Below are 16,141 nucleotides of genomic sequence, written 5' to 3' on the forward strand. Positions count from 1 at the left end.
TCGTTCCTTAACATTCTATAACGATAGAAAAGGAACAAATTGTACTCTATGTTGGAATATATGTCATAACCTAAGTTATACTTTGTTTATAATCAACAATCTCCTGCAAAAATATGGCTGATGATTTAATGTCCGAAGAGGACAAGGCCCTGTTTCGTGAACACATGCGTTCCGTTAAGCCATTAAATGAAAAAACAAAGAGGGTGAGTAATCCACCATCCATGCCTGCACCTCGTTTGAATAAGAAAAAAACGGCTACACAACCCGAGAACAGCACTTATCATTTATCGGACTTCATCAGTGAGACTGTTCAATCCCATTCTGTTTTATCCTATGCTCATCCCAGCATCACAGGATCACGATTACGCAGCTTAAAAAATGGTTTAATTCCCTGGGAAGCCCGACTGGATTTACATGGCTTAAAAACAGAAACAGCCCGAGAGGCGCTTTGCCGGTTCATTCAAGCACAAGCACAACAAAACAAACGTTGTCTATTAATTATTCATGGCAAGGGAGGTCACCTGGGCGCTCCTCCTGTCATTAAAAATTTAATTAATCGATGGTTGCCCCAGTTTCATGAAGTACTCGCTTTTCATAGTGCATTGGCTAAAGACGGTGGTCATGGGGCCGTTTATGTTTTATTAAAAAAAAATAAACAGGAAGATTACTGTTCTAAAAGCCTACATGACTTGCGTTAAACAACTAATCTGAGGATAATTCGCCAATTATAAAAATATTTTGGGTACGTTATGGAACATCTAGGACAGTTTATTGCAAATCACTGGCAGCTTTGGTTAGCCCTTATTGCTATATTGTTTTTAATATTAATCAATGAATTTATATCACAAAAAAAGAAAGCAAAAGAACTCACTCCTCAATCTGCAGTGGATCTGATCAACAATGAAAATGCAGTAGTATTTGATTTGCGCGATAAAGAATCGTTTAAAAACGGACATATTATCGATTCAATCAATTGTACATCGGACGATTTTGAACAACAAAAAATGAATAAATACAAAAACAAGAAAATAATTCTGGTTTGCGCACGTGGCTTGCAATCTCCCTCGGTGGCTGCCAAAATCAGCACCCAGGGTTACCAGCCTATGGTTCTTGGTGGTGGCATACTTTCTTGGCAAAACGCTGATCTTCCTTTAGTCAAAGGCAAAGGTTAAGCCCATGTCCGAAGTGATTATGTACAGTACAGCTTATTGCCCCTACTGTATCAAAGCCAAAGAGCTATTAAACCAAAAAAACATCAGCTTCACTGAGATTCGAGTGGATACACATCCGGAATTACGGGAAGAAATGATAATTAAAAGCGGCAGACGTACGGTACCGCAAATTTTCATTAATGGCCAAGCTGTTGGTGGCTGCGATGATTTATATGCCCTGGAAGCTCAGGGAACATTGAACCAACTTTTAAAAGGATAGGAATATCATGACTGAACAACCCAATAATCCACAAAACAATGACGAAGCTCAATTCATGATTCAGAGAATCTATGTTAAAGACTTATCCTATGAAACCCCCAATACACCAGCTGTATTCCAACAACAATGGGAACCAGAACTCAATTTAGATCTCAACACCTCCAATACTCGATTGGATAATGGCATTTATGAAGTCGTTTTAACCGTAACTGCAACCGTTGTTAACCAGAAAGCCACCGCATTTCTTGTTGAAGTGAAACAAGCCGGCATATTCACTATTCAAGGCGCTGTAGATAATCAGTTGGATCATTTATTAAATAGCTTCTGCCCAAGCATCTTGTTCCCTTATGCCAGAGAAGCCATTACTTCTCAAGTGATTCGTGGAAGTTTCCCTCAACTCGTTTTAGCACCCATTAACTTCGATGCTCTGTACATGCAACAACTTGCAGAAAAACAAAAAGAAGGCGGTGTTAAAGAAGCAATGTCGCACTAAGCAATGAAGACAAAAACCATTGCCATGCTCGGTGCCGGTTCATGGGGCACCGCAGTAGCAATACATTTAGCCAAAACCGGACATCGCGTTCTGCTGTGGGGTCATAACCCACAGCATGTGGCTCTTATGGAATCGCAACGCGCCAATCCTGATTATCTTCCCGGCATCACCTTTCCTGACCTACTGATTCCAACGGTCAATTTACACCAATGCCTTCATGAAGCGGACTACGTTATTATCGCGGTTCCCTCACATGCTTTTGCAGAACTTCTAAACAAAATTGATCATGTGCCACAAGGCCTAACCTGGTTAACCAAAGGAGTTGATCCCTTAAGCCATAGCTTATTAAGTGATTTGGTTGCTCATCGTTTTGGCTCTGATTATCCTGTTGCCGTAGTTTCTGGCCCTTCTTTTGCTAAAGAAGTAGCAAGGTTCTTACCAACAGTACTCACTTTGGCATGTAATAACACAGACTATCAAAAAAAGATTCATAAATTATTCCATCATGACAATATTCGTGTATATTTAAGTGAAGATTTGATAGGTGTACAGTTATGTGGTGCTGTTAAAAATGTTTTAGCTATTGCCTGTGGCATTAGTGATGGCTTGGGTTACGGTTCCAATGCCAAAGCCGCACTAATTACCCGAGGTTTGGCTGAAATGAGTCGTTTAGGTCTGAGTCTGGGAGCAAAACAGGATACTTTTATAGGTTTGGCTGGTGTGGGAGACCTGGTATTAACCTGTACTGACGATCAATCCAGAAATCGACGTTTTGGATTATTATTGGGAAATAATGTTGCCATTGACGAAGCCGAAAAACAAATAGGACAGGTGGTTGAGGGTAAAAATAATGCTGCGCAGATTTGTGCCATAGCTCAAAATCATCAAATTGAAATGCCTATTTGTGAACAAATAAACGACCTGTTACAAAATAAAATAGATGCACAACAAGCTGTAGTTAATTTAATGAGCCGTCCAGCTAAGGAAGAATAATTGATCAGATGATCAATTGGGGCATGATTCAGAGGTGTTTTACATGAAGAATCTAATCACTGAAAATTACGTTATATGGCTCAACAGATACAAAAATGCCAACGCACAAAATTCCAAAGGTAAATTGGCATCAGAATTAATTATCCGTATTAAAAATGCAGATACTCTTGATCATTTAATCTCATTGTTTTCCGATTTCCCCATCCCTGCTCCCGATGAATCAGGACACGTCCATGGTCCAGTGAATTTCCATGAACAAATTGCAGGCTGGAAAAAACATCTTGAATCCATTCAATCAGCGCTACCAGCATCACGATCTCTTTTAGAAAAAATGCTCACGGAACTTAAGAGACACTCTACCCAGAGCAATGTTGCTGAACTGAATACCGAGATGGATGCGAGGGAAACAATGCATGCTAGTGACAGCACACAAAAAAGCGCCTCGTTAATTCGGTATCTTCTGGAACTAATCAATCTGCCTAAAGCGGCATTGCATATTCGAATGTTCAGCCTGTTAGAAAAAACGAGGCACCCTGATTTTTCCCGTTTAGTCGCTTTTCTTGCAGATTTAGACGAAGCACCGTACCCCACGAATCCAAGAAAAGGTGAATTTGCCGCGGTTTTACCACGCAGTGGCGATCATCAATGTTGTCTGCATATGCTCAACAATCTTGTGGCATTAAAGAACAGTTCGGATCCACTGTGTGATCTCGGAAATGGCTTGCTGCAGCACTCTCTAATTATTGATGAGGATTTATCTTTCGAAGAAATCAGTCTGGATGTTGAAATCCCCTCTCAGCCAGATCAAGGCTGGTGCAGGCTTATGTAATCGAGCATCCTCCTGATTACGCTTTTGCATCCTGACTCTCAATCATGCCAGGGAATGTTAATTCCGAGTGCAATGATTGACTTCAAATAAGAAGGATACTCTGCCCTTCCAATTAGCCTTAAGTTGTTCTTGACGAAATGCTAAATCTTTAATTCCAAATGTTATCGAAATCTCGCTAAAATGTCCTTCTCCCTCAGGGAGAAGGTGCCAACGGCGGATGAGGGAATCAAACATCATTAATTAAATACTTATAGATAACATCCATTACTCAATTAAATTGTTGCTGTACTTTATTATTCCCAAACCTTAAAATTTCATAGCCTGAATTATTAAGATAGTTAGTCCTTCTATTATCGTATTCATTTTGCCTGCACTCATTCTGCTGACCACCATCTATTTCAATAATTAATTTTTTTTCGATACAAACGAAATCTACAATATAGGTACCAATAGGGCATTATCTTCTGAATTTAAATCCTTGAAATCGTTGTGATCCAGGTGAGTTCCACATTTTAATTTCCATGCAGGTGCTGTTTTTGCGTAGGCTTTTTGCATTATCAATTAATCCCATGCATTTAATTCTTTTTTGGTTGGACTAAGTATTTTAATAGATAATTTTAATCGTTTTAAGATCCCCTCATCCGCCGTTGGCACCTTCTCCCAGAGGGAGAAGGACATTTTATCGAGATTTCGATAACATTTGGATTTATAAATTTGGCATTTCGTCAAGAAAAACTTAAGGCTAATTGGAAGACTCTGCCCGCGCAGGATATCCTTCATTGCGTTAAGGATGCTGACAATCACAAGGAAATCAAGAAGTTACCTCGCGTCAACCAGTTCTATATTCTCGAGCTTTAACTGTTCACCTAAAAAGATTTCACCCACTTTCTGAAATCGGCTCACTGAGTCCGTCACTAAATAATGTACTCTGGATGCCGCCACAGGATCTTCATTAAGCAAATTCTGATTGCTCAATAAACTGTGTAGTGAACGTGCTGTTGCCTGAGCTGAATCAACTAAAGTTACATTATCAGGCAGCAAGCTGGAGAGTAAGGGCCTAAACACGGGAAAATGCGTACAGCCCAATAATACAGCATCCTCATCAGTCACTTTATCCAAATAATGCTTTAAGGCTTCCCTGGCTACCGCATTATCAACCATGCCTTCTTCAGCCAATGCAACCAATACACTGCAAGCGCGCGTGTTGATGACCGCTTGCGGCAATTTTTTTGCTATAAGCTCTTGATACGCTTTAGACGCTATAGTCGTTTCTGTAGCAAGAACCAGGATACGTTGGTTTCGAGTCGCTTCCACAGCCGCTGATGCACCTGGAGCAACCACACCAAGAACAGGTATGTCCGTCAACATGCTTTGCAAATGGGGTAACGCTGCGGTAGTTGCCGTGTTACAAGCAATAACTAATGCCTTAATACGCCGCTCTACCAACAGTTTCGCCATTTGCATGGCGTATTGCTTTACCGTATCAGGACTTTTTGTCCCATAGGGTAAACGGGCAGTATCCCCCAAATAAACGAATGACTCTTGCGGTAAACTGGCTCGTAACGCTTTTAATACGGTCAATCCCCCCATACCCGAATCAAATACACCAATAGCCAATTGTTTAGAGTTCAATTCAATACTCCTTTTTTATTATTCTATAAGACACTATGAATTTTTTAGGCCAGTATCTCTTTTCTCCTCAGGGCCCTCCGCATTTCTTGTAGTTCTGGCATCTCTCAGGAACACACTGAGTCCATCTTTAATTGATTTTGTAGCTTTAGCAGCCTGTGAGTCGACTTTTGGACGCTCTTTCTCACTGCTCTTTTTATCCGCGCTCATTTGTTTAACTGCGTCTACAGTCTGTTCAACTGAATCCTTGACTAGAGAATTTTTAAAAAGTTGATATAAGGAATTGTTGTGAAAACCAGTGCTAATACCCAGAAAAGAACCTTTTTCCTGAGCAGGATCGAACTGGTTTTCACCGAAACGATCCAGCTTGATTGCGTCAGCATTAATCTTCATGTGAGGATTTTTTTCGCCTAGAATAATCAGAGCAGTCCATAAATAACGCATTTGCTCTTCATTATCACCGTACAATCTTAATGGTTTTTCTTTAGTAGGGGGTGAATCCAGATTAGCAATGGCATCAGCAGCAAGAGCCAGGGAAAATTCCATTTTCGCTTTGATAAGCCGAAAATCTTCAGCTGAACCTTTGGCAGGAACAGGCAGGGTTTGTCTTGGAAATTCCTGTATCTCAAACTTGCCGCCAGAGGATCTGGTTACTTTATCCCCTTTTAGGGTCATGGTACCAGGTGGAGATAAATCTACGGTATACCGGCCAACGACTTCATAATCTTTACTTACCTTATCTTGTTTATATGCAGTTTGAACATAGTCAACAACAGCAATTTTTCCTTCAGGGATAGACTGTCCTAACTCAAGTTTTCGTCCCCCTGCAGTATCACTTGGTGTTTCAAGTCCATTTTTATGTTTTTGTGATGAATAAGTTAAACCCTCAACGTGATCACGAGACTCTATCCTGCGAGTGATATAGTCCGCATGGAACATATAGCTTTTTTTATGATCAGCGGCCTCATCTAGTGCTTGCAGAATCCCATCATCACCGGATAATTTTTGCTGAATTGTTTCATAAAATTGTAAATTCGATTTAATGGCGTCCAGTTCTTCTCTGAGTTGTTGAAACACTCTTAATATACGCTTATCCAGCTCCTCCGACAGCATATTTCCAGGATTCTCATTCTGGCTTAAAATCGCTTCAATTGCTTTTTGATCTCGTCTTAATTGCTCCACAATAAGATCGCAATCATTAGAAAGCTGCTGGTATTGACCTTTCATTTGTTTAGCACTTAATTGTGCTTCACCCCTGAACGATGGATTGTATAAATGATGTGGTTTTATGCCTTCAATGAATTTAAAATGTTCCCTGGATTTGTTTAATGCACCCAGATGCTGGTTAATTGATGTTGCAATCTTTTTCAAATCAGTTACCGCATCGATGACAACAAAGGGATCAGCATCATTCAAATTATTTTTTAATACAGCATTTTTTAATTGATAAAAAATACTGCTGGATAATTGAGTGTATAACTGGGCTTGCAGATCTGAATTTCCTCTTGGAACAACACGTTCAATAAATTCATTATACGTCCGGGATCCATTAAATTGTTTGACAATTTCTTTTGGGTCAATTGGTGCATTTTTATTAAGTGTTAATAAAATGCCAAGCAACTGTTTTTCCAGTGATTTATTACTTTTATCCTCAGGAGAAATTAAAGCATATGCTCTGAGCAATTCTTGATTGTGCTGATTTTGAGCTTTAATTTGATCTCTTATTGCAGAGGGCTCTTTGAAAGCCGAGCCGTCGTTACTCAAGCCAAAAGCCTGATAAAAACGTCCTGCATTGACGTCAGCTCCACAGTGTACTTTAATGTTATCAATTATGCCCTTGTATAGAGCTGGATTATTAAAATCTTGCCCATTATTTCTAGCCGTTGCCGCATCCAAATCCCTATTTAAGGCATCGACTTGCACAGCGCTTAACTTAATGGTAGGTTGAAAAGCAGACAAAATGCGTGCTACAGCTGGATTGTGGATGAGCTGAAAAACCGCTAGAGATTTATTTTCTTCAGCAAGTTCGGCAAGACCCGCGACACCCGTTCCCAAATGAACAGCCAATTGCTCCACATCTAATGCTGTTAGAACCTGATAGAGCGGAGGAGTTTTTTTAAGCAATGCTTGTTGTTTTGCTACAGGCAACTCGTTAAATACCCTAATCAATTGAGGATGTGGTGCTACCCCCAATTGCGGCACTTTTTTTATTTCATCCTCAAATAAAAAAGATCGAGCAGATTGTTTTATATCTTTAAGATTCGTGTCTACAATCCAGTCAACAGGAGTTACCCCTGCATCAACGAATACCTTCTGGCATTGTTTCAAACCGACAGCTTCATTCAGAGCCTTTAATTTTTGAAGATCCAGCCTGGGAATAAACTGCTTCAACATGGCATTCTTGATGACACCGAGATTATCTTTAACTGCCAAATCAATATAATCATGTTGGCCAAATGTCTCTTTTAATTTTGCCTTGAACTCTTCCTCGGTATTTGTTTTAAGAAGAGGCAATAAATCAATTTCTAACTGGGCTACAGCGACCTTAAGATAGCTTACTCCGAGAACGCTTTTAGCCCAATCCATATCTTCTATAGTTAATTTATTCTTAATTGGTTGAGGTATGCTTTCTAAAAAAGCATTATTGTTTTTTTTCAAATTTTCAACTTGCCTCAAAATATCATTCGATGAGAGATCCGCCACATATTGTTGAAATTCAGTCTTTCCAGCTGCATGATCCAGCACCTGCAAACGATTTTGAAGAGCATTTTGAATTGGCTCGCTCAAAGGATATGATAAAGTAGCATTGGCAGATTGAGGATAATTCAAGTTTTTTGCAGCATTATCAACAGAAGCTTTATCCCGTGCAGTGAGCAACAGTTCTATGTGATTACGATCTTTGGATTGCGCAATCAAGCGTAATAATAAAAGATCTCGCGCGTGATGGCGTATCTCACGAATGGCATCTGCGGTTAAAATATTATCGGATTTATTTCGTGCTGGTGGAACCGGGGCAGGAGGTTGTGCAGCGGCAGCAGGTTCATTTTTTTTCCAACCATGAACTTGATTTTCGACTCCGAATTTTCCCAATACGGGTTTAGATGCCAGATATGCCCGGCATTCCTCTTCATTATGGGTGAGAATACCAATCAGAACATCATCATCAACATCCTTTAAGCCTAAAGTGACACGTTGCTGAGCAGCCATTTGGCGAATTACCTCTACGCCCGGAGGTCCCACAAGGGTTAATAAATTATCATTATCCTCGTAAAATTTATGACCATCAGCTTCTTTTAAACCTGGAAAATGCTCCCAAAATCCTTTGTTAATGATAATTGCGAGCCTTATTGACTTCAGATCCGCAGGATCAGCTTTTAAAAGATCATCTAATGCTCTGTTGCGAACAGCAGAATCTATCCCGGCCAGTGCCTCATTATTGGTAATTGCATTGCTGATCGCACCATTCTTCGCCATAAACTTACTCCGTAGACTGATATGTCTTTATTTTAAGCTTATTTTATTAATTTAACCTTAAATTTATTATCATTTTGCTCAAGGTGCTTGAATAGATCCAAACTTAAGCTAATTTTATAAATAGAAGTATAGCAAGTTTAAGGGCAAATAAATGAGAATAAAAATAATACTGGCTGGAATGATTCTGGTTCATGTTGCTCATGCTCAAGGATGCATTCAAGGTGGGCAGCCCTCTCAACCACGCTATGTTTGTTTTGATGGCAGAACTCTGGAGCCCACGGAAAGCGGACTTGTCTGGAACGCAAAACGAGGCTGTTTTATCAGTTCAGTGCCCTGTTGCGCGTATAATGCAACTCATTATGCCTTTTATCCGAATCCGGCGAAGATTGGATCGGCTTACGCCCGATGCCGTCATGATTACCCCTTCCATCTTGGTGAAATGCAGACGCATTAGACCAATAAAAAGCGAAAGTTCTTCTGGATTTCATTTAAATCAAATTGATTTAAATAAAGCGAAAAGCTCATCCAGGCGCTTAACGCGGCTAAATCCTGAAAAGGTGGCGGCAAATAAACAGGGGCCGTTAAAATTCCTCGTTCTTTTAATTCACCTAATAAAGGTAAATCATCGAGAATCAATTTACCGGTAAACAACAAGGGAATGGAGTCCACTCTCTTTTGACTGATCGCAAAGCGAATGTAGTTATAAATCAGGACAAAACCCTTGGCATAGGATAAATCTTTAGTAAAGGGACCACCGGTTGGTGTACTGCCTCTAAAAATCCGTACAGTCTGGTTATAACTGTCTTCTTCTGTCAATCCACACTCTATAAAGTAGCGGTAGATATCCAGAAAATCAGCGCCTTTGGTTACCTTATCCAACGCAATCACCCTGTTGGTAATCTTCAACATACGTCCAGGATAAGAGGAAAAAGTAACAACTTCAGTGATTACGGCCAAGCCTTCCTGAATCACACTGCTTGACGGAGAACCTTTGGACAGGAAAAAGCAATTAGGCTGCATTGCACCATTCAATGTAGTGCCCACATGAACCCAACCTTCATGCACTTCCAAATAACGCAAATCACGATCACTAAACATTGCCTGCTGACTTAGTTTAATGCTGTCAGCACCAGCTGAGGCATCAGCAACCATATCATCACTGACCATAACCGTTACTTTTCCTGGGTGTTTAGAAAAGAAATGTCCTAGTCGTGCCTGCAGCATTTCCTGGGCCTGTTGCGGTGTATGACGTTTTACATCCGCTTCAGATTGCAGTTGAACATCAAGATTGGTTAACACATCAAACAGCAATGTACCCATTTGGGACATGCGGGGACCGCCTGCATAAAAAACGTCATCAGGACTGCCATACAATTCCATGGCCAATTCACTAAATGACGAAGTTCCCCGGGCTGCCAACATTTGTGTGGCTCGGCTGTATTCTTCACACTGGCGCCTGATTAACCGGGTCAAGGAGGAGTACTGACCCAACTGATTCTGAGCATCACGCAGAATCAGTCGAAACTCTTCCTGTTTTTCGCGCACATCAAAAGGCAAGGGTTTATTATCATAATAGGCTTTATCAACACTCGGTAATTTATTTCCCTTGGCTTTAAAAAATTCTTTTTTTACCGAGTCATCCCATTTAATACTATCAAGAATCCTGATTTTGCGTTGCGCTTCCACAATGCGCTTGGATAACTCCTGTACAATATGCAACTCCCCTGATTCTGATGGTGTCATAGTCAACCCTTATGAATTAATAATGTCTTCCCCTGGCGGCGCAATACTGACTTGCGCGTCCTGATTTTGAGAGGGTAAATCATAAAAATTACTGATGTTCGCATTGGTCAATGGAGGTGGTACTACTATTTTCGTTCCATTATGACTGTGTAAATAAACATTCTCTCCATTACTGGAATAACGAGAATTACAGGCTGACAGCGCCAATGTAGCAAGAACAATAAAACTCAATTTTTTCACAACTATCCCCAATTAAATCAACTCCAGATTTTTTAGTACTTTTTCCAATGCCTGGTGGTGCGTTTCTGATAATTCAGTAAGAGGCAGTCTGATCTCCCCGCCAATTAAGCCCATTTTATTCAACGCCCATTTCACAGGAATTGGATTCGCTTCCACAAACATCAACTCATGCAAAGGCATTAATTGCTCCTGTAGACGAAGACAAGCCGCATGATCACCATCCAGTGCCAAATCACACAGTTTAGCCATCAATTTAGCCGCAACATTGGCAGTAACCGATATCACTCCTTTTGCTCCAGCCAGCATCCATTGTGCTGCGGTTAAATCATCACCGCTGTAGACATCGATTCGACCTTCAGAAAGACGAAGAATTTGTTGTAACCGGGTCATCTGGCCTGTTGCTTCTTTAATTCCGACGATATTGGATATTTTCGCCAGTCGTGCAACAGTTTCAGGTAATAAATCACAAGCGGTTCGACCAGGAACATTATACAGAATGATAGGCATTGCTACTGCCTCAGCGATGCGTTGGTAATGTAGATACAACCCTTCCTGAGTCGGTTTAATATAGGCCGGAGTCATAATTAACGCTGCGTGGGCACCATACTCCATAGCCTGCTGGGTCAACGCAATGCACTCTTTGGTAGCGTTCATTGCTGTTCCAGCGATTACAGGCACCCTCTCCTTAGCCTGGTCTATAACTGTTTTAATAACCAATAATTTTTCTTCATGCGATAAAGTACCAGCCTCACCAGTAGTGCCTGCAGCTACAAGTCCATGAGTTCCCATTTCTATGTGAAATTCAACCAGCTCTCGCAGATGATGCACATCCACTTCGTCATTCTGCATGGGTGTAACCAAGGCTACTATACTTCCTCTAAACATGGTGCCCTCTATTTTTATTATGAGTTACCCTTTATATTACTGGAAAACCGGGGTCAGAGTAAATTTATATATAAGCTCCGGGAAAAAACCCAATTACCAGCCCTCCAAATTTCCTTATCTCCGCATCAAAAACACGTCCCTATGAACAGCAAGACCACAAGGAGCGGAAACATCCTGCTCATCTGCTCCTCCCTTACTATTTGAATAATATTTCTACATATTTCATTATTTATGTACTATTATTTCCTATGAAGGACAATTATAAGAGGAAGTCAACTATGAAAAAGATAATTGCAACGTCAATTCTATTAGGCGCATCAAGTTTAATGCTGATCAGTTGCACCAATGAACAAGTTGGTACAGCAGGTGGGGCAGCTTTGGGTGCCGGATTAGGATATGCAGTATCTGGTGGTTCAGGCTTGGGAACGGCTATTGGTGCAGGAGCTGGCGCTCTGGTAGGTAATGCTGTCGGAAGAGAACAGGATAGACGTGAATATTATTATTACGGTCGTCCTTATTATTACTAATTCCAATGCAAGACTTTATTATTCCTGTTTCAGATTCAATTGTACCTGATTACCCTGATTCTTAGTTGATCTAGAGAATCAGGGTAGGGTGTTTTATTAAAATTTCTTGTCAAATCATTCAGCATTATAAAATTTCATTGCTATACTTTTGAATAAAATAATAAATTACAAGGATCGTTACCATGAGACTTAAAAATAAGGTCGCCGTAATTACCGGGGCAGCCAGTGGTATAGGCAAAGAAATTGCCTTGGTTTATGCCCAGGAAGGCGCAAAAATAGCGATTGCCGATCTTAATCCAGAGCAGGCAAAGAGCACTGCAGAAGAGATCAAATCGCTTGGCGGTCAAGCCATGGCAGTGGCCATGAACGTTACTGATGAGAATCAAGTGAATCAGGGAATGGATGCTGTTGCCGAGCAATTTGGTGGCATTGATGTTTTAGTCAGTAATGCGGGTATTCAAATCATTGAATCAGTGGATAAATTAGCCTTTGCTGATTGGAAAAAATTACTTGCCATTCATCTTGATGGTGCATTTTTAACAACCCGTGCAGCATTAAAGCATATGTATGCGTCCAACAAAGGTGGAAGCATCATCTATATGGGTTCAGTTCATTCCAAGGAAGCCTCGTTGCTAAAAGCCCCCTATGTTACTGCTAAACACGGTTTGCTGGGTTTATGCAAAGTGGTTGCAAAAGAAGGAGCAGCCCATAATGTAAGAGCGAATGTCATATGTCCGGGTTTCGTGCGCACCCCCTTGGTGGAAAAACAAATTCCGGAACAAGCGAAAGAGCTAGGCATCAGTGAAGAAGAAGTCATCAAAAAAGTAATGCTGAAAGAAACCGTTGATGGTGAATTCACTACTACAGATGATGTCGCTCAAACAGCATTATTTTTCGCTTCTTTTGAATCGAATGCACTTACCGGTCAATCCCTTGTTGTCAGTCATGGATGGTTTATGGAGTAAACCATGGTTCAAACCAAAGGCAACAAATTCAAGACACTCTTCAAAAACATAGCCTGTACTTTTCAGGGAGGCGGCGCTTTAGGTGCGTATCAGGCAGGCGTTCTTCGCGCTTTAGATGAAGAAGGATATTTCCCTGACTGGTATATAGGTACCTCAATAGGAGCAATTAATGCCGCGATAGCAGCAGGCAATCCCGAACACATACGTATTGAAAAGTTGTATCAATTCTGGGAATCCATCGCTACGCCCACCAATATAAACGACACCTTATTACCCAATGATCCGGACAGTCGGAAAATCCATCATTTATTAGCAGCTCATTCAGCCTTTCTTTTGGGACAGCCTGGTTTTTTTACACCTCGATTTCCGCCACCAAATTGGGGATGGCATAAAAACCCGGATAAAATCAGCTACTACGATACTTCGCCTCTGCGCAGTACCCTTGAACGATTTATTGATTTCGATCGAATTAACAATAAAAAAGTCACTCGATTGTGTGTTGGGGCAGTAGAAATCAGTTCGGGTACAATGATCTATTTTGACTCGCTCAATCAAAAAATTGGTCCTGAGCATATTATAGCCAGTGGCGCTCTACCCCCTGGATTCCCTGCTGTTGAAATCGAAGGAAAATTTTATTGGGATGGAGGTATCTCCAATAACACTCCTATAAGTTATTTTTTATCCAGTGAACAGCGTAAAAATGTATTGTGCTTTATGGTGCATTTATTCGATTCCTTTGGGTTAAATCCTACGACGCTTGATGAGGTGTTAAAACGCAAAAAGGATATTGAATATTCCAGTCGGTTTACTAAAACCGTTCAACTTTATAAACAAATCCACACCTTGAAAAACACCATCCATATGTTGTCCCATTTCGTGCCCAAAGAGAAAAAATCAGATCCTAAAATCAAACTCTGCGTTTCCAGAGGACATCAGTCCACAATATCTTTGGTTCGCTTCTTATACAGACATGACGAAACCGAATTGTCTACAAAAGACACTGAATTTTCATCTAAATCAGTCCATGAGCGTTTGGCTAACGGATACCATGATGGAACAAAAGCAATACAAAAATCGCCCTGGCTCAAGCCAGTTCCTGCGACTGAAGGAATTGCATTATACGATATGTCGGATTTAAGAACCTTAGAGGAGAAGCATGATGAATAAAGCTGATGTGGTAAAAAATGCATTTGCAATGCCCTTTACCTGTCCATCTTATCCACGAGGTCCTTATCGTTTTATTAACAGAGAATACTTCATTATCACTTATGAAACAGATATGGATTTGCTGCGTGAAATCGTTCCAGCTCCTTTGGAAGTAACCGAACCATTAGTCAAATTCGAGTTCATCAGAATGCCTGACTCTACAGGCTTTGGTAATTACACCGAATCAGGCCAAGTCATTCCGGTAAGGTATCAAGGTAAAACAGGCGCTTACACCCATGCTATGTATCTTGACGATCAACCCCCAATAGCCGGTGGTCGTGAAATTTGGGGGTTCCCTAAAAAACTGGCTCAACCCAAACTGCAAGTTGTCAACGAAACATTGCTGGGGACTTTAGAATATGGACCTTGTCGGATTGCAACCGCAACCATGGGTTATAAATACGAATCCCTTGATGTAAAAAAAATTGAGGAATCAATGGCGTCTGCAAATTATTTACTAAAAATCATTCCTCATGTAGACGGCACCACAAGAATTTGCGAATTAGTTGAATACCATCTGATTGATATTACTGTTAAAGGCGCCTGGCAAGGACCAGCACAAATTGAACTAGCGCATCATGCTCTGGCCCCGGTAGCCAGCCTTCCAGTGCGTAAAATAATAAACGCCGTTCATATACTATCGGATTTGACGTTACCCTATGGAACAGTTGTTCATGATTATTTAACCAGATAATCCTTTACTAATCAGGCCAATCGTAGCGAAAAACTTTAAAGTAAATGCTCTGATGGCTCGGAGTAGATTGAACGGCTTGTAACAGGATACTATATAACGAAACGTTTCAGGATGATAAAAGATGCTAATAATTTTGGGATATATTGTCATATTGCTTTGTGTGTTTGGTGGATTCGCTCTTGCAGGAGGCCATTTAGCTGCAGTATTTCAACCGCTGGAACTGCTTATCATTGGAGGAGCAGCAGTCGGGGCATTTATAGTTGGCAATAATGGCTCAGTAATTAAAGCCGTTCTTAAATCACTGCCAGGTATTTTTCGGGGCCAGAAAACATCAAAAGCGGTTTTTATCGATTTACTGGCACTCCTGTACAATCTATTAAACAAAGCGCGACAACAAGGCTTGATGTCTCTTGAAAACGATATTGATGAGCCAGAAAACAGTCCCATTTTCGGTGGTTACCCCTTATTAATGGCAAATCATCATATTATCGAATTTATTTGTGATTATTTACGATTAATCATCACGTCCAATATGCAACCCTTTCAACTGGAAGCTCTAATGGATATGGAAATTGAATCGCATCATGAAGAAGAAATGATTCCAGCTAACTCCATTACCAAGCTTGCAGACGCCATGCCTGCTTTTGGTATTGTAGCGGCGGTACTGGGTGTAGTTCACACTATGGAATCGATCAGTTTACCGCCTTCAGAACTTGGAGTTTTAATTGCTCATGCCCTGGTCGGTACCTTTTTAGGTATTTTATTAGGTTATGGCTTCATAGGCCCTATTGCCACAGCAATGGAACAACGTGCAAACCAAACACAACTCATGCTCCAATGCATTAAAGTAACTATTTTAGCAAGTTTACACAATAATCCCCCAATTATTGCGGTGGAATTTGGCCGAAAAGTACTGTTCTCATCACAACGACCTTCCTTTAATCAATTAAATGAAGAAATCAAAAATGGAAAGTCGTCTGCGGCTGCCGCTACTTCTACAGAAACTACTGAACCAACTCCAAGCTAGAGCCT

17 protein-coding genes and 1 pseudogene are annotated in these 16,141 nt (G+C 40.7%); 12 read left to right on the top strand and 6 right to left on the bottom strand.

Features of this window, described 5'->3' with window-relative positions:
- Positions 1-113 precede the first annotated feature (113 nt).
- Genes G543_RS0112515 through G543_RS0112540 form a run of 6 tightly spaced genes read left to right on the top strand, consistent with a single transcriptional unit; the run spans position 114 to position 3,746 of the window.
- Entirely contained in the window at positions 114-698 is a 585-nt protein-coding gene (locus tag G543_RS0112515) for a Smr/MutS family protein (protein ID WP_028384826.1), read from the top strand.
- A gap of 51 nt (positions 699-749) precedes the next feature.
- On the top strand, positions 750-1,172 hold the full coding sequence (locus G543_RS0112520; protein ID WP_028384827.1) for a rhodanese-like domain-containing protein: 423 nt from the start codon (positions 750-752) through the stop codon (positions 1,170-1,172).
- A gap of 4 nt (positions 1,173-1,176) precedes the next feature.
- A complete protein-coding gene (gene grxC / locus G543_RS0112525) occupies positions 1,177-1,431 on the top strand; it encodes a glutaredoxin 3 (RefSeq protein WP_028384828.1) in 255 nt (84 codons plus the stop codon).
- 7 nt (positions 1,432-1,438) lie between these two features.
- A complete protein-coding gene (gene secB / locus G543_RS0112530; RefSeq protein WP_028384829.1) occupies positions 1,439-1,924 on the top strand; it encodes a protein-export chaperone SecB in 486 nt (161 codons plus the stop codon).
- A gap of 3 nt (positions 1,925-1,927) precedes the next feature.
- Positions 1,928-2,917 (top strand): NAD(P)H-dependent glycerol-3-phosphate dehydrogenase, encoded by a 990-nt coding sequence (locus tag G543_RS0112535; RefSeq protein WP_028384830.1) that lies wholly within the window; start codon positions 1,928-1,930, stop codon positions 2,915-2,917.
- Between the two features lie 43 nt (positions 2,918-2,960).
- Complete coding sequence (locus G543_RS0112540; RefSeq protein ID WP_028384831.1) at positions 2,961-3,746, top strand: hypothetical protein; 786 nt, start codon at positions 2,961-2,963, stop codon at positions 3,744-3,746.
- Between the two features lie 268 nt (positions 3,747-4,014).
- Here G543_RS0112540 and G543_RS18785 read toward each other — a convergent pair.
- The 3 genes and pseudogenes from G543_RS18785 to G543_RS0112560 all read right to left on the bottom strand — a co-directional run bounded on the left by G543_RS18785 (position 4,015) and on the right by G543_RS0112560 (position 8,849).
- Positions 4,015-4,317: pseudogene (locus G543_RS18785) on the bottom strand (endonuclease domain-containing protein).
- A 248-nt stretch (positions 4,318-4,565) separates the two neighbouring features.
- On the bottom strand, positions 4,566-5,378 hold the full coding sequence (murI, locus tag G543_RS0112555) for a glutamate racemase (protein ID WP_028384833.1): 813 nt from the start codon (positions 5,376-5,378) through the stop codon (positions 4,566-4,568).
- Between the two features lie 33 nt (positions 5,379-5,411).
- On the bottom strand, positions 5,412-8,849 hold the full coding sequence (locus tag G543_RS0112560) for a hypothetical protein (protein WP_028384834.1): 3,438 nt from the start codon (positions 8,847-8,849) through the stop codon (positions 5,412-5,414).
- A gap of 151 nt (positions 8,850-9,000) precedes the next feature.
- Between G543_RS0112560 and G543_RS0112565 the strand changes: the two genes are divergently transcribed.
- Positions 9,001-9,303, top strand: a complete 303-nt coding sequence (locus G543_RS0112565; protein ID WP_028384835.1) for a hypothetical protein — start codon at positions 9,001-9,003, stop codon at positions 9,301-9,303.
- On the opposite strand, the gene G543_RS0112570 is transcribed toward G543_RS0112565, so the two are convergent.
- Genes G543_RS0112570 through dapA form a run of 3 tightly spaced genes read right to left on the bottom strand, consistent with a single transcriptional unit; the run spans position 9,300 to position 11,717 of the window.
- Positions 9,300-10,592: a flavohemoglobin expression-modulating QEGLA motif protein gene (locus G543_RS0112570; RefSeq protein WP_035922235.1), complete on the bottom strand. Its 1,293-nt coding sequence runs from the start codon at positions 10,590-10,592 to the stop codon at positions 9,300-9,302. The two genes, G543_RS0112565 and G543_RS0112570, sit on opposite strands and share 4 nt — an antisense overlap.
- A gap of 9 nt (positions 10,593-10,601) precedes the next feature.
- Positions 10,602-10,832 (bottom strand): hypothetical protein, encoded by a 231-nt coding sequence (locus tag G543_RS0112575; RefSeq protein WP_028384837.1) that lies wholly within the window; start codon positions 10,830-10,832, stop codon positions 10,602-10,604.
- Between the two features lie 12 nt (positions 10,833-10,844).
- Positions 10,845-11,717 (bottom strand): 4-hydroxy-tetrahydrodipicolinate synthase, encoded by an 873-nt coding sequence (gene dapA, locus G543_RS0112580; protein ID WP_028384838.1) that lies wholly within the window; start codon positions 11,715-11,717, stop codon positions 10,845-10,847.
- 278 nt (positions 11,718-11,995) lie between these two features.
- Here dapA and G543_RS0112585 point away from each other — a divergent pair, with 278 nt between their 5' ends.
- The 5 genes from G543_RS0112585 (at position 11,996) to motA (ending at position 16,136) form a co-directional block, all read left to right on the top strand.
- A complete protein-coding gene (locus G543_RS0112585) occupies positions 11,996-12,244 on the top strand; it encodes a glycine zipper domain-containing protein (protein ID WP_028384839.1) in 249 nt (82 codons plus the stop codon).
- Positions 12,245-12,426: 182 nt separating this feature from the next.
- Positions 12,427-13,209, top strand: a complete 783-nt coding sequence (locus G543_RS0112590) for a 3-hydroxybutyrate dehydrogenase (RefSeq protein ID WP_028384840.1) — start codon at positions 12,427-12,429, stop codon at positions 13,207-13,209.
- A 3-nt stretch (positions 13,210-13,212) separates the two neighbouring features.
- Positions 13,213-14,376, top strand: a complete 1,164-nt coding sequence (locus tag G543_RS0112595; RefSeq protein WP_028384841.1) for a patatin-like phospholipase family protein — start codon at positions 13,213-13,215, stop codon at positions 14,374-14,376.
- Positions 14,369-15,109 carry an acetoacetate decarboxylase gene (locus G543_RS0112600; RefSeq protein ID WP_028384842.1) on the top strand — a complete coding sequence of 247 codons (741 nt, stop codon included), beginning with the start codon at positions 14,369-14,371 and terminating at the stop codon, positions 15,107-15,109. Before G543_RS0112595 ends, G543_RS0112600 begins: the two co-directional genes overlap by 8 nt.
- 121 nt (positions 15,110-15,230) lie before the next feature.
- Positions 15,231-16,136 carry a flagellar motor stator protein MotA gene (gene motA / locus G543_RS0112605; RefSeq protein ID WP_028384843.1) on the top strand — a complete coding sequence of 302 codons (906 nt, stop codon included), beginning with the start codon at positions 15,231-15,233 and terminating at the stop codon, positions 16,134-16,136.
- Positions 16,137-16,141 lie beyond the last annotated feature (5 nt).

Source organism: Legionella moravica DSM 19234, from assembly GCF_000423305.1.
Classification (GTDB): domain Bacteria; phylum Pseudomonadota; class Gammaproteobacteria; order Legionellales; family Legionellaceae; genus Legionella; species Legionella moravica.

What these genes read in the sequence shown, in the direction of transcription:
- G543_RS0112520 (WP_028384827.1), top strand. Translation starts at nt 750, where the DNA reads ATGGAACATCTAGGACAGTTTATTGCAAATCACTGGCAGCTTTGGTTA.
- G543_RS0112565 (WP_028384835.1), top strand. Translation starts at nt 9,001, where the DNA reads ATGAGAATAAAAATAATACTGGCTGGAATGATTCTGGTTCATGTTGCT.
- G543_RS0112540 (WP_028384831.1), top strand. Translation starts at nt 2,961, where the DNA reads ATGAAGAATCTAATCACTGAAAATTACGTTATATGGCTCAACAGATAC.
- G543_RS0112585 (WP_028384839.1), top strand. Translation starts at nt 11,996, where the DNA reads ATGAAAAAGATAATTGCAACGTCAATTCTATTAGGCGCATCAAGTTTA.
- G543_RS0112535 (WP_028384830.1), top strand. Translation starts at nt 1,928, where the DNA reads ATGAAGACAAAAACCATTGCCATGCTCGGTGCCGGTTCATGGGGCACC.
- secB (WP_028384829.1), top strand. Translation starts at nt 1,439, where the DNA reads ATGACTGAACAACCCAATAATCCACAAAACAATGACGAAGCTCAATTC.
- grxC (WP_028384828.1), top strand. Translation starts at nt 1,177, where the DNA reads ATGTCCGAAGTGATTATGTACAGTACAGCTTATTGCCCCTACTGTATC.
- G543_RS0112515 (WP_028384826.1), top strand. Translation starts at nt 114, where the DNA reads ATGGCTGATGATTTAATGTCCGAAGAGGACAAGGCCCTGTTTCGTGAA.
- G543_RS0112570 (WP_035922235.1), bottom strand. Translation starts at nt 10,592, where the DNA reads ATGACACCATCAGAATCAGGGGAGTTGCATATTGTACAGGAGTTATCC.
- G543_RS0112590 (WP_028384840.1), top strand. Translation starts at nt 12,427, where the DNA reads ATGAGACTTAAAAATAAGGTCGCCGTAATTACCGGGGCAGCCAGTGGT.
- G543_RS0112600 (WP_028384842.1), top strand. Translation starts at nt 14,369, where the DNA reads ATGAATAAAGCTGATGTGGTAAAAAATGCATTTGCAATGCCCTTTACC.
- dapA (WP_028384838.1), bottom strand. Translation starts at nt 11,717, where the DNA reads ATGTTTAGAGGAAGTATAGTAGCCTTGGTTACACCCATGCAGAATGAC.
- motA (WP_028384843.1), top strand. Translation starts at nt 15,231, where the DNA reads ATGCTAATAATTTTGGGATATATTGTCATATTGCTTTGTGTGTTTGGT.
- G543_RS0112560 (WP_028384834.1), bottom strand. Translation starts at nt 8,849, where the DNA reads ATGGCGAAGAATGGTGCGATCAGCAATGCAATTACCAATAATGAGGCA.
- G543_RS0112595 (WP_028384841.1), top strand. Translation starts at nt 13,213, where the DNA reads ATGGTTCAAACCAAAGGCAACAAATTCAAGACACTCTTCAAAAACATA.